This window comes from Pseudomonas linyingensis, from assembly GCF_900109175.1.
In the GTDB taxonomy this organism is placed as follows: Bacteria; Pseudomonadota; Gammaproteobacteria; order Pseudomonadales; family Pseudomonadaceae; genus Geopseudomonas; species Geopseudomonas linyingensis.
On record NZ_FNZE01000001.1, the window covers coordinates 60,275 to 73,154 of the forward strand.

The window sequence follows — 12,880 nt, forward strand, 5'->3', positions numbered from 1 at the left end:
GGACTGCAAATGGACTATCTACTGAGTTTGCTCGATAGCGTGGTGGGCAATCCTGAGCTGGCGCGTCTGTTGTTTGTCAGTGCAGTGGGGCTGAGTGCGGTGCTGGCATTGGTGACCGTGGGGCTGCTGGTGGTTGGCCTGCAGAGTCCGCTGCAACGCCGCCTGAATGTGCTCAAGCGTGGCCATGCCAGTGTCGGCCGCGCAGCGCCCAGTAGCCTGCAGCTGATGCTGGAGCAGGTGGGCGAGCGTTTTGCCGGTAATCAGGACTGGCATAATTCGCCGACCCGAACTCTGCTGGTGCACGCCGGTTACCGTCAGCCCTCGGCCGCCCAAGCCTACTGGGCGGCTCGTTTGTTGCTGATTCTGGTATTGGTTGGGATTGCCGTGCTGGTTTTGCCGTTCCTCAAGGGGGCTTCGTTCCTTCAGGCTTCCCTGCTGTTGGTAGGGGCTGCGGGGGTGGGCTGGATTGTGCCGGCGGTTTATGTGGACAAGCGCAAGCAGGCACGGATGCGCTCACTGCGCGCGGCTTTTCCCGATGCCCTGGATTTGCTGGTGGTCTGCGTCGAGTCCGGCCTGGCGCTGCCGCAATCCATCGAGCGGGTGGCCGAGGAGCTGTCGGTCAGCCATGGCGAGCTGGCTGAGGAGCTGGCGCTGGTCAACGCCGAGATTCGTGCCGGCATCTCCAGCACGGAGGCCCTGCGTCATCTGGCTGACCGCACCGGCCTGGAGGACATCAACGGTCTGGTCAGCCTGTTGGCCCAGAGCATCCGCTTCGGTACCAGCGTGGCTGATACCCTGCGCATCTATGCCGAGGAGTTTCGCGACCGGCGCACCCAGGCCGCCGAGGAGCAGGCGGCGAAACTCGGTACCAAACTGATCTTTCCACTAATCTTCTGCTTGTGGCCGAGTTTCTTCCTGGTCGTCATTGGACCGGTGATTGTCGGCGTTCTCAAGGCCTTCGGGAGATTGTGATATGCGCAGGATCGCACTTTTGGCAGCGTTTGCTGCCACGCTGGCAGGTTGCCAGACCATGGGGGAGGGTGTCGGCAAGAGCCGTAATGAGCTGTACGACGGTGGTCGCTCGGTGCTCTACAAGGTTCAGAAGGGGGCCGAAACATCGGATCAGGCCATGAAGATGGCGAGTGCGGCCTATGCAGCCGGTGATACCGATCAGGCGCTGTACCTGTTCCTGCGCGCCAGCGAACTTGATGCCAAACGCTACGACGCGCTGGTGTGGGTCGGGCGTATCCATCGCGAGAGGGGCAACAGTCAGCTGGCCGAGCTGGCCTTGCGCGATGTACTGAAGAACGATCCGGCCAATCTCGAGGCCCTGAGCGAGCTGGGCACACTGGAGATCGGTATGCGCCGTTATTCGGAGGCGCAGCAGACGCTCGGCAATGCACTGCGCCTGGACCAGCAGCGTTTTGGCGATGGGGTGCCGCCAGGCGAGCTGGCCGATCTGAGCCGGCTGATGGTGGACGAAAAATCGCCGCTGCGGGTCTACACCGGCCTTGGCGTGCTGGCCGACTTGGGCAACGACTTCGACCGGGCGCAGCGGTACTACCAGCTGGCGCTGCAGATCAGCCCGCGCTCGGCCATGGTGGCTAACAGCCAGGGCTATTCGCACTATCTGGCGGGCGACTGGCCGGCCGCACGCACGGCGTATCGGCAGGCACTGGGTTTCGATTCCAGCTACAAGCCCGCGTGGCGCAACTACGGGATGCTACTGGCGCGCATGGGGCAATACGAGGAGGCGCTGTCGGCCTTCGAGCAGGTCGAGCCGCGCGCCGAGGCCAGCAACGATGTTGGCTATATCTGCCTGATCGAGGGCAAGCTGGCAGAGGCCGAACGCTTCTTCCGTAGCGCCATCGACCAGTCGCCGGCCCACTATGAGGTGGCCTTCCAGAACCTCAAGCGCGTTGAGCAGATTCGTCGCATCCGCAACGAGGGTGGCAGTGTGGGTGAGTTGCAGGTGCCGCTGGCGCCAGTGGTCTCCAGTGTCAGCCTGCCTGCGACAGGGCACGTGAAGATGCCTTGAATTGTGGCGATCTGCCGGACAAGTGAGCAGGGAAATAGCATGAAGTGACAACAGTTACTGCTACCCCACCCCCGGCCTCTCTCCCATGACTGGGAGAGGGGTGAAAGTCGTGCATGCCATTGCTCAGGGTGAATGAGTCGCCCCTTCAGACGGTCCACTTTTGTTCTACTGCGAACGATTGTTCTACTGCAGGCGATCCGATGCCCTTCTATCCAGTTGGTCGGGCAGGGGCGTTGTCGTTTCCGCTGGCTGAGCTTGCCGGCAGGCGCTCGGGCTGTGACCGAAATACTGGCGGAAGGCGCGGGCGAAATAGGAGGGGTCCTTGAAACCGACCATGTAGGCCACGCTGGAGACCGGGATCTCGCTGTTGAGCAGCAGTTCCTCGGCGGCCTGCATGCGTTTGCGCATCACGTATTCCTGGAAGCCGATACCGCAGTTCTGCTTGAACATGCGGCTGAAGCGCACCACGGTCATGGCGCAGAGCTCGGCCATTTCCTTCTCTTCGATCCGTTCCCGGAAGTGATTGTCGATATGCGCCAGGGCGGCGTAGAGCGGCTGGTGGGCATGCTGTCCGCGGTTCAGGCGCACGCAGTCGGGCAGTTGCTCGGTACGTACCGGGCGCAGACGCTGACTGCCCGGCGGGCGTCGGCGCAGTTCGTGCAGGTCGCGCAGGGACTTAAGGTAGCGCTGGCGCTCGGCGCCGGACAGCGGCAGGGTCAGATACTCCCAGGCGCCCGAGCGGAACGCCCACACGGCCAGTTCCTCGGAGTGCTGCACGGTGAGCATGGTGATCGGGATGGAGGGCGCGCGACGCTTGATCTCCAGCAACAGGTTCAGACCGCTGCTGTCGGGGCGGTCGAATTGCAGGCAGATCATGTCCGGCAGGTTCTTCTCGTCTGCTGCCGGCAGGCTGCCGAGACCATAGGCGAGGGTGACCTCGCACGGCGGAGTGAATTGCTGGGTGCACTGCTCGGCGTTCTGCGCGCTGGTCAGATCGAACCACAACAGACGGGGCTTGCTCGCGGCCTTGGCACTCATTCCACTAACTACTCTACTGACTTGATTCTGCTATCAATTCAAGATCATTCAGGGCGGGCGGAAGAGAACCAATCCTCCTAAACGTGAGGATTAAATGAGCTTTTTGGAATAAAAAATGCGAGGCAAGAAAAAGCCGGCACAGCGGCCGGCTTGTTCTGTACTGCTCAGGCAGCGTCGCGAGGCGGGAGCCTCAGACCACGCCTTGGGCCAGCATGGCGTCGGCAACCTTGACGAAGCCGGCGATGTTGGCACCCTTGACGTAGTTGATGCGGCCGTTTTCCTCGCCGTAGGCGACGCAGGCGTGGTGGATGCTCTGCATGATGCTGTGCAGCTTGGCATCCACTTCGCCGTCGGTCCACAGCAGGCGCATGGCGTTCTGGCTCATTTCCAGACCCGACACGGCCACGCCGCCGGCGTTGGAAGCCTTGCCCGGGGCATAGAGCAGGCCGGCCTCGACGAACAGGTCCACGGCCTCCAGGGTCGACGGCATGTTGGCGCCTTCGGCCACGCAGATGCAGCCGTTCTTCATCAGGGTGCGCGCGTCGTCGGCGTCCAACTCGTTCTGAGTGGCGCACGGCAGGGCGATGTCGCACACCAGGCCCCACGGACGCTGGCCTTCCAGGTACTGCAGGCCGAAGTGGGCAGCCATCTCTTCGATGCGACCGCGACGGACGTTCTTCAGGTCCATCAGGTAGTCGAACTGCTCCTGGTTCAGGCCGGCCTCGATCAGCACGGTACCGGCGGAGTCGGACAGGGAGATGACCTTGCCGCCCAGCTCCATGACCTTGAGTGCCGCGTACTGGGCGACGTTGCCCGAGCCGGAGATCGCCACGCGCTTGCCATCGAAGCCTTCGTGACGGGTCTTGAGCATTTCCTGGGCGAAGTACACGCAGCCGTAGCCGGTGGCTTCCGGACGAATCAGGCTGCCGCCGTAGCTCATGCCCTTGCCGGTCAGCACCGAGCTGAACTCGTTGGCCAGGCGCTTGTACTGGCCGTACATGAAGCCGATTTCGCGGGCGCCGACGCCGATGTCACCGGCCGGCACGTCGAGGTCGGCGCCGATGTGGCGGTACAGCTCGCTCATGAACGACTGGCAGAAGCGCATCACTTCGTTGTCGCTCTTGCCCTTCGGATCGAAGTCGGAGCCGCCCTTGCCGCCGCCCATGGGCAGGGAAGTCAGGGAGTTCTTGAACACCTGCTCGAAGGCGAGGAATTTCAGCACGCCGAGGTTGACCGACGGGTGGAAGCGCAGGCCGCCCTTGTACGGGCCGATGGCGCTGCTCATCTGCACGCGGTAGCCACGATTGACGCGCACCACGCCCTGATCGTCGACCCACGGTACGCGGAACAGGATGGCGCGTTCCGGCTCGACCATACGCTCGAGGATGGCGGCCTTCATGTAGCGCGGTTCGCTTTGCAGGAAGGGCCACAGGCTGCGCACCACTTCTTCGACCGCCTGGTGGAATTCCGGCTGGTCGGGGTCGCGGCGCTTGAGTTGGGTCAGGAAGGCGTCAAGGGACAGGGACATGGGGATGCCTCGAAGGTTTTCTACGAATGAGGTCGGCCGTATCTGGCGGGTGCGGAAATTTAACAGCCAGGAGTGCTTTCCGGTAGTGCGAAGTGACGCTTGGATGAATCTTTTTGGTGCTTTTTTGTAAATTGGCGCCGTTTAGAGCGGGTTTAGGCCGGTTCTTATAGCGTCATGGTGCACTGTTTTGGGTTTTCTGATGGTCGAAAAAGGTGCGATGCGATGGGTGGGGTGAGGCGCGCGGATACCGTGCGGCCTGGACGCAGGCCGCCGTATCGGCAAGGGCGAGGGGGAGGTGAGGGGCGGCCGCTATATCGGCCGAGGCATCAGTCGATGCCGAGCTTCTTCAGCCTGTAGCGCATCGAGCGGAACGACAGGCCGAGGCGCTGGGCGGCGGCGGTGCGGTTCCAGCGGGTTTCCTCGAGCGCCTGCATGATCGCCTGACGTTCGATGCTTTCGAGGAAGTCCTCGAGGTCGTCGATCTGGGTCAGGCTGCCGCCGGCGCTGTCCCCGCTGCCAGGGGCGGGAGCATCGCCGAGGCGCAGGTCGCTGGCCTGGATCAGGTCGTCCTCGCACAGGGTGTAGGCGCGCTCGAGCATGTTTTCCAGTTCGCGCACGTTGCCGGGGAAGCGGTAGCTTTTCAGCTTCTCCAGCGCCTCGTCACTCAACTGGGCCGGCTCCAGGCCGCATTCGGCAGCCAGGCGCTGCAGGCTGCGCTCAGCGAGCAGGGCGATGTCCTCGCGGCGCTCGCGCAGTGGCGGCACGCCCAGTTCGATGACGTTGAGGCGGTAGTAGAGATCCTGGCGGAAGCGTCCGGCGGCGACCTCGCCGGCCAGGTCCTTGTGGGTGGCGCTGAGGATGCGCACGTCGACCGCGACTTCCTGCTGGCCGCCGACCGCGCGCACGGCCTTCTCCTGGATGGCGCGCAGCAGCTTGACCTGCATCGGCAGCGGCAGGTCGGCCACCTCGTCGAGGAACAGGGTGCCGCCATCGGCGGCCTTGAACAGGCCGGGCTTGTCTTCCACCGCGCCGGTGAAGCTGCCCTTCTTGTGGCCGAAGAACTCGCTTTCCATCAGCTCCGAGGGGATGGCCCCGCAGTTGACCGGCACAAACGGCTGCTCGGTGCGCGGACCGAGTTCGTGGATCAGGCGCGCCACCAGCTCCTTGCCGCTGCCGGACTCGCCGCTGATGTACACCGGCGCCTGGCTGCGCGACAGCTTGGCGATCTGCTTGCGCAGCACGCGCATCGGCGGCGAGTCGCCGAGCAGACGGCTGTCCACCGAGCCCTCGGCGACGTCCTGCACCTGCGGGCTGCGCAGGCGCAGGGCGGTGGCCACCAGTTCGCGCAAGCGCGCCAGGTCGACCGGCTTGGTGAGGAAGTCGAAGGCGCCGGCCTTGAGGGCGTTGATCGCGGTGTCCAGGCTGCCGTAGGCGGTGATCATCGCCACCGGGGTCTGCGGGTAGCGTTGCTGGATCAGCTGCACCAGTTCCTGGCCGGTGCCGTCGGGCAGGCGCATGTCGGTCAGGCACAGGTCGAACGGCTCGCGGGCCAGCCACTCGCGCGCTTCCTTGACGTTGCGCGCGCAGCGGGTGTCCAGCTTCATGCGGCCGAGGGTGATTTCCAGCAGTTCGCGGATGTCGGGTTCGTCGTCGACGATCAGGGCTCGTTGCGCCATGCTCAGCTCGCGGTTTTCGGGTGGGCGAAGGTGATACGGAAACAGGCGCCGCCTTCACGGGGAACGTGGTCGAGGCGGGCGCGGTTGCTTTCGCACAGCTCGCGGGAGATGTACAGGCCAAGGCCCGTGCCCTTGTTTTCGGTGCTGAAGAACGGCTCGAACAGGTTGCCCAGCTGGTCGGCGGGGATGCCGTCGCCGTCGTCGCTGATTTCCAGCACCGGCAGTTGCGTGGCGCCGTCGCGAAACAGCTGCAGCCAGACCTGGCCCTTGTCGTGCTTGCGCGCGCTGTGGCGCAGGCCGTTTTGCACCAGGTTGGTGAGGATCTGGGTCAGCTGTTGCGGATCCATGCGGGTCTGGATCGAGCCGGAGACGCATTGCAGGTTGACCGCCGAATCGCCGCGCTGGGTTTCGCGCAGTTCGCCGGCGAAGCGGTGCAGCCAGTAGCGCAGGTCGAGCAGCTGCGGTTCGGCCTGGCGCCGACGCGACAGTTGCAGGACGTTTTCCACCACCAGGTTCATGCGTCGCGAGTGGTCGAGGATGATCTGGGTCAGGCGGCGGTCGGGTGCGCTGAGGTCCTCGGCTTCCTGCAGCAGTTGGGCGGCGTGACTGATGGCACCGAGCGGGTTGCGGATTTCGTGGGCGATGCCGGCGGTCAGGCGACCGAGGGAGGCCAGCTTGAGTTGCTGCGCCTGCTGGGCGATCTGCGAGACGTCCTCGAGGAACACCAGGATGTCGCGCTCGCCCTTGCGGCGCAGCGGCACGAAGCTGGGCTGCAGCACCGGGCCTTCGGCGAAGGCCTGCAGGCTCTGCGGGCGCAAGGCCGGATTTTCCTGCCACTGCTGCAAGCGCTCGAGCAGCGCGGGACAGTGCGCGTCGAGGCGCTGGGTGACCAGTTGGCTCTGGCCGAGCAGGGTCTGGCTGCTGGGGTTGGCCAGTAGTACCCGCAGCTGCGGGTCGAGGACCAGGATGCCGGTGCGCATGCGCTGCAGGATCAGGGCGTTGAGCGCCTGCAGGTCGGCGACGTCGGCGGCGTGGCGGCGGGCCAGGGTTTCGCTCTGCTGCAGGCGCCGGCCGAGAGCCTGGATGATCAGCGCGGCGGCAAAGCACAGGGTGCCGAGGGCGCCAGCCTGCACGTACTGGGCGGTGGCCGCCGGGCGGCTGAGGCTGAGATAGAAGGTCAGGTAGATCAGCCCGCTGCTGGCCAGCGCGGCGATCAGCAGGCCGAGGCGCCCGCGCAGGATGCTGTTGGCGATCGCCACCGAGATCACCAGCAACGGCGCCAGGCCGCTGGGGATGCCGCCGGCGGCATAGAACAGGGCGCTGAGCAGGCTGACGTCGAACAGCGCCAGGCCGAACAGCTGCAGTGGCCGGTTGGCCTGCTGCAGCAGGACGCCAAGCACCACGTTGGTGGCCAGGTAGGCCCAGCTGCCGTAGCGGAACAGCTGGGGATCGGCCATGTCCAGCAGCTCGCGGTGCATGTTGCTGGTGACCAGCAGCACCAGAGCGAGGCCGACGCTGAGGCGATAGAGATGGTACAGGCGCAGGATGCGCTGGCCCTGCTCGGCACTCGGCGACCAGAAGTCAGCGCGGTCCAGGGGGATTGTCCTGTTCGAGGTGGGCACGGCTGCAATACCAGCGGTTGTCGTGGGCGAGGGCTTCGGCTTGCGGCACATGTACCCCGCAGTGGGCGCAGCGCACCATCGGCTGGACCTTGGGCGCGGCCGGCGGGCGAGCCTTCTTCGGGCGGGTGAAGCTGCGCCACAGCCACCAGGCCAGGGCGAACAGGGCAAGCAGGATCAGTAGGCGAGCCATAATGCTCTCATGCGCAAGCGGAATCGGGCGCCAGTGTAGCGTCGCCGGCGGCGCGATCCCAGCACCGCCGGCCGCGACTGTGCGTTGTGTCGGCTGCGGCCGTTGCGGGACAATGCGGCCCTTACATCAGGCCCGGCGGGACTCTCACGGTTCCCGGCGCCTGTTCCCTTCATTTGGAGAGCAGCATGAGTCAAGTCCTGCGGGTCGCGATGGCCCAGCTCAACCTGCGCGTCGGCGACATTCACGGCAATGTCGAGCGCATCATCGAGGCGGCCGGGCGCGCCCGCGAACAGTGGCAGGCCGATGTGATCGTGTTTCCCGAGCTGTCGCTGTGCGGCTATCCGCCGGAAGACCTGCTGTTCCGGGACAGCATGCAACTGCGCACTGAGGCCGCCCTCGAGCGCCTGGCCCGCGAGGTGCGTGACATCCGCCTGCTGATCGGCTTCCCCTGGGTGGAGGGCGAGCGGCGCTACAACGCCTGTGCGCTGCTCGATGACGGCCAGCAGGTGGCGCGCTACTACAAGCAGAAGCTGCCCAACTATCAGGTGTTCGACGAGAAGCGCTACTTCGATGCCGGCGACCAGCCGTGCGTGGTGGAGATCGCCGGCGTGCCGGTGGCGCTGAGCATCTGCGAGGACATCTGGCATGCCGAGCCGATGGCGGCGGCGCGTGCCGCCGGCGCGCGGCTGATGCTCAACCTCAATGCCTCGCCGTTCCACCTGGACAAGCAGCGCCTGCGCGAGGAGACCCTGGCGACGCGCGCGCGCGAAGGCGACATGCCGATCGTCTATGTCAACCAGGTCGGCGGCCAGGACGAGCTGGTGTTCGACGGCGGCTCCTGCGTGGTGGCGGCCAGCGGCCATGTGCTGCAGCGCGCGCCGGCCTACGAGGAAGGGTTGTTCCTCGCCGAGCTGCAGGTCGACGAGGAGCTGGTGCAGCCGCAGCCCGGCGCCTGCGTACCGCTGGCTGGCGAGGAGGCCAGCGTGTACGGCGCGCTGGTGCTCGGCGTACGCGACTATGTGCGCAAGAACGGCTTCAAGGGCGTGGTGCTCGGCCTGTCCGGCGGCATCGACTCGGCGCTGACCCTGGCGGTGGCGGTGGATGCCCTCGGTGCCGACCGGGTGGAGGCGGTGATGATGCCGTACCACTACACCGCGCAGATCAGCCTCGAGGATGCCGAGGCCGAGGCGCGCACCTTGGGAGTGGCCTACAGCGTGCTGCCCATTGCGCCGATGGTCGAGGCGTTCATGGGCACACTGGCGCCCGTGTTCGCCGGCCTGGCGCGCGACACCACCGAGGAGAATTTGCAGGCGCGCTGCCGCGGCACCCTGCTGATGGCGATCTCCAACAAGAAGGGCTACCTGGTGCTGACCACCGGCAACAAGAGCGAGGTGGCGGTCGGCTATTGCACCCTGTACGGCGACATGGCCGGTGGCTTCGACGTGCTCAAGGACGTGCCCAAGACCCTGGTGTTCCGTCTCTGCGAGTATCGCAACAGCCTGGGTGGCGAGGTGATCCCGCAGCGGGTCATCGACCGTCCGCCGTCGGCGGAGCTGGCGCCGGACCAGAAGGACGAGGATTCGCTGCCGCCTTATGCGGAGCTGGACGAGATCCTGCGCCTGTACGTGGAGGAGGACCAGTCGGCTGATGCCATCATCGCCCGCGGCTTCAGCGCCGAGAACGTGCGCCGCGTGCTGCGCCTGGTCGATCTCAACGAGTACAAGCGCCGCCAGGCCGCGGTCGGCCCGCGTATCACCCAGCGCGGCTTTGGCCGCGATCGCCGCTATCCGATCACCTCGGGCTGGCGCATCGGCGAGTGACTGTCCGGCAGAAATGAAAAAGGGAGGCCGTAGCCTCCCTTTTTCATTGCCCGGTCGTGTCAGTCGAACAGGCCGAAGGTCATGCGCTTCCACCAGGAGCGCTTCGGTGCGTTGTCGTCTTCCTCGACTTCGTCGGGCTCGACCTCTTGCGCGTTTTCCGGCTGCAGCTCCTCGGGGATGGCTTCCAGGGCTTCCTCGTACTGGCGCTGCACATCCTGGCTGGCGCGGGTCTGGCCCGGCGGCAGCGGCGCTTCGCTCTCGATCAGGCCAAGGGTGGCCTTGCTCATCCAGGAGCGTGTGTCGGCTTCCTTCTCGCTCGGCACGAACTCGCCGCTTTCCAGGGACGGGTGGTCCGGGTAGTTGAGCGTGAGGGTGGCCAGGCTGGTGGCGGCCAGATCGTCGAGGCCGAGGCGCTGGTAGGCTTCGGTCATCACCGCCAGGCCGTCGCCGACGGCCGGGGTTTCCTGGAAGTTTTCCACCACGTAGCGGCCGCGGTTGGCGGCGGCGACGTAGGCCTGGCGCTTGAGGTAGTAGTGCGCCACGTGCATTTCATAGGCGGCCAGCAGGTTGCGCAGGTAGATCATGCGCGCCTTGGCGTCCGGGGCGTAGCGGCTGTTCGGGTAGCGGGCGACCAGTTGGGCGAATTCGTTGAACGAGTCGCGGGCCGCGCCGGGATCGCGCTTGGTCATGTCCAGCGGCAGGAAGCGGGCCAGCAGGCCGCGGTCCTGGTCGAAGGAAGCCAGGCCCTTGAGGTACCAGGCATAGTCGGCGTTGGGGTGCTGCGGATGCAGGCGGATGAAGCGCTCGGCGGCGGCCTTGGCGGCTTCCGGCTCCTGGTTCTGGTAGTGGGCGTAGATCAGTTCGAGCTGCGCCTGCTCGGCGTAGCGACCGAACGGGTAGCGCGACTCCAGCGCCTTGAGCGAGGTCACCGCGCTGGTGTAACTGTCGTTGTCCAGGTGCTCCTGCGCTTGCTTGTACAGCTCGGCCTCGCTGAGGTTTTCGTCGATCACCTGCTGCGACGAGCAGGCGGCGGTGAGGGCGAGGGTGGCGATCAGCAGCAGGTGTTTCACTTGCATGGCGCTTGGGTTCCCTGGGGCCGGGTGCGTGACGGGGGCCGGCCTGATATGATTGGCGCCCCAGAATCCTCTGGGGGAAATTCGCCGTATTTAACCACAAGCCTGTGGCTGAAACCAAAGCCGCACGGCCCTCCCCGATACCCGCCATGTCCGAAATCATTCAATTGCGTGCCGAAGTGCCCTACGAGCTGGGCGGGCAACGTCTTGACCAGATCGCCGCCCAGGTATTTCCCGATCACTCGCGCTCGCGCCTGGCCGGCTGGATCAAGGATGGTCGGCTGACCGTCGACGGCGCCGTGTTGCGTCCGCGCGACGTCGTCCACGGCGGCGCCGTGCTGCAGCTGGAGGCCGAGCGCGAGGCGCAAGTCGAGTATCTGGCGCAGGATATCGCCCTCAACGTCGTCTACGAGGACGAGCACCTGCTGGTGCTGGACAAGCCCGCCGGACTGGTGGTGCATCCGGCTGCCGGGCACGCCGACGGCACCCTGCTCAACGCCCTGCTGCATCACTGGCCCGAGTTGGCCAACGTGCCGCGTGGCGGCATCGTCCACCGTCTGGACAAGGACACCACCGGCCTGATGGTGGTGGCCAAGACCCTGGAGGCGCATACCAATCTGGTCGCCCAGCTGCAGGCGCGCAGCGTCAGCCGCGTCTACGAGGCCATCGTACTCGGCGTGGTCACCGCTGGCGGCAAGGTCGATGCCCCCATCGGTCGCCACTCGCAGCAGCGCCAGAAGATGGCGGTGACCTCCACCGGCAAGCCGGCGGTTAGCCATTACCGGGTGCTCGAGCGCTTCCGCGCGCACACCCACGTGCGGGTCAAGCTGGAGACCGGGCGCACCCATCAGATTCGCGTGCACATGGCCCACGTCAACTTCCCACTGGTCGGCGATCCGCTCTATGGCGGCCGCTTCCGTATTCCGCCGGCGGCTAACCCGGTGCTGGTCCAGGCCCTGCGCGAGTATCCGCGCCAGGCACTGCATGCGCGCTTCCTCGAGCTGGATCACCCGGTGACCGGCGAGCGCATGGGCTGGGAATCGGCACTGCCGGACGACCTGGTCGAGCTGCTCAACCTGCTGCGCGGCGACCGCGAGGCGTTCATCGGATGAGTCTGGCCCTCGGTGATCTGCTGATCCCTGACTGGCCGGCGCCACCCAGCGTGCGCGCCTGCGTGACCACCCGCGCCGGTGGCGCCAGCCAGGCGCCGTTCGACAGCTTCAACCTCGGCGACCATGTCGGCGACGATCCGGCTGCCGTGGCCGAAAATCGCCGGCGCCTGCAGGCGTTGCTCGGCTGCCAGCCGGCCTGGCTCAGTCAGGTGCACGGCGTGGCGGTGGCCGAGGCCGATCCGGCGCAGGTCGCCGACGCCGACGCCAGCTGGAGCGCCACCCCCGGCATCGCCTGTACCGTCATGACCGCCGACTGCCTGCCGGTGCTGTTCTGCGACCGTGCCGGCAGCCGCGTGGCGGCGGCGCATGCCGGCTGGCGTGGGCTGGCGGCCGGGGTCTTGGAGGCCAGCGTCGCCGCGCTGGACTGCCCGGTCGATCAGGTGCTGGTCTGGCTGGGGCCGGCCATCGGCCCGCAGGTCTTCGAGGTCGGCGCCGAGGTACGCGAGGCCTTCGTCGCGCAGCATGCCGAGGCGGTCGCGGCGTTCGTGCCCAGCGTCAATCCCGGGCGCTTCATGGCCGACCTGTACCGGCTGGCGCGCATTCGCCTGGCGGCCATTGGTATCACCGCCGTATACGGTGGCGGGTTGTGCACCTTCAGTGATGCCGAGCGCTTCTATTCCTACCGCCGCGAGCCGCGTACCGGGCGATTGGCCAGCCTGATCTGGCTGGAGTCGTTAGCCCTGTAGGCGCCAGCAAGCTGGTTCCTGCAGGTCTCTGCACCCC

11 protein-coding genes are annotated in these 12,880 nt (G+C 66.2%); 5 read left to right on the top strand and 6 right to left on the bottom strand.

Annotated elements, in window-relative coordinates; genetic code table 11:
- Nucleotides 1-9 precede the first annotated feature (9 nt).
- A complete protein-coding gene (locus BMZ19_RS00325; RefSeq protein WP_090305140.1) occupies nt 10-972 on the top strand; it encodes a type II secretion system F family protein in 963 nt (320 codons plus the stop codon).
- Nucleotide 973: 1 nt separating this feature from the next.
- Nucleotides 974-2,038, top strand: a complete 1,065-nt coding sequence (locus BMZ19_RS00330) for a tetratricopeptide repeat protein (protein ID WP_090305144.1) — start codon at nt 974-976, stop codon at nt 2,036-2,038.
- Nucleotides 2,039-2,221: 183 nt separating this feature from the next.
- Here the strand turns inward: BMZ19_RS00330 and BMZ19_RS00335 are convergent, their stop codons facing one another.
- The 5 genes from BMZ19_RS00335 to BMZ19_RS00355 form a co-directional block, all read right to left on the bottom strand.
- Nucleotides 2,222-3,076, bottom strand: coding sequence for a helix-turn-helix transcriptional regulator (locus BMZ19_RS00335; RefSeq protein ID WP_090305148.1), 855 nt, complete (start codon nt 3,074-3,076; stop codon nt 2,222-2,224).
- Between the two features lie 190 nt (nt 3,077-3,266).
- A complete protein-coding gene (gene gdhA / locus BMZ19_RS00340) occupies nt 3,267-4,604 on the bottom strand; it encodes an NADP-specific glutamate dehydrogenase (RefSeq protein ID WP_090305151.1) in 1,338 nt (445 codons plus the stop codon).
- A 326-nt stretch (nt 4,605-4,930) separates the two neighbouring features.
- Nucleotides 4,931-6,280 (bottom strand): sigma-54-dependent transcriptional regulator, encoded by a 1,350-nt coding sequence (locus tag BMZ19_RS00345; RefSeq protein WP_090305154.1) that lies wholly within the window; start codon nt 6,278-6,280, stop codon nt 4,931-4,933.
- A 2-nt stretch (nt 6,281-6,282) separates the two neighbouring features.
- A complete protein-coding gene (locus BMZ19_RS00350; protein WP_244517081.1) occupies nt 6,283-7,875 on the bottom strand; it encodes a sensor histidine kinase in 1,593 nt (530 codons plus the stop codon).
- Nucleotides 7,862-8,092 carry a PP0621 family protein gene (locus tag BMZ19_RS00355; RefSeq protein ID WP_090305160.1) on the bottom strand — a complete coding sequence of 77 codons (231 nt, stop codon included), beginning with the start codon at nt 8,090-8,092 and terminating at the stop codon, nt 7,862-7,864. The genes BMZ19_RS00350 and BMZ19_RS00355 overlap by 14 nt, the downstream gene beginning before the upstream one ends.
- A gap of 185 nt (nt 8,093-8,277) precedes the next feature.
- Here BMZ19_RS00355 and BMZ19_RS00360 point away from each other — a divergent pair, with 185 nt between their 5' ends.
- Nucleotides 8,278-9,912, top strand: coding sequence for an NAD+ synthase (locus BMZ19_RS00360; protein ID WP_090305164.1), 1,635 nt, complete (start codon nt 8,278-8,280; stop codon nt 9,910-9,912).
- 59 nt (nt 9,913-9,971) lie between these two features.
- Here BMZ19_RS00360 and BMZ19_RS00365 read toward each other — a convergent pair whose 3' ends face one another.
- Nucleotides 9,972-10,988, bottom strand: a complete 1,017-nt coding sequence (locus BMZ19_RS00365; protein WP_090305166.1) for an outer membrane protein assembly factor BamD — start codon at nt 10,986-10,988, stop codon at nt 9,972-9,974.
- Between the two features lie 146 nt (nt 10,989-11,134).
- On the opposite strand from BMZ19_RS00365, the gene rluD reads away from it, so the two are divergent.
- On the top strand, nt 11,135-12,097 hold the full coding sequence (rluD, locus tag BMZ19_RS00370) for a 23S rRNA pseudouridine(1911/1915/1917) synthase RluD (RefSeq protein ID WP_090305169.1): 963 nt from the start codon (nt 11,135-11,137) through the stop codon (nt 12,095-12,097).
- Nucleotides 12,094-12,843: a peptidoglycan editing factor PgeF gene (pgeF, locus tag BMZ19_RS00375; protein ID WP_090305171.1), complete on the top strand. Its 750-nt coding sequence runs from the start codon at nt 12,094-12,096 to the stop codon at nt 12,841-12,843. The genes rluD and pgeF overlap by 4 nt, the downstream gene beginning before the upstream one ends.
- The last annotated feature ends 37 nt before the right edge of the window (nt 12,844-12,880 follow it).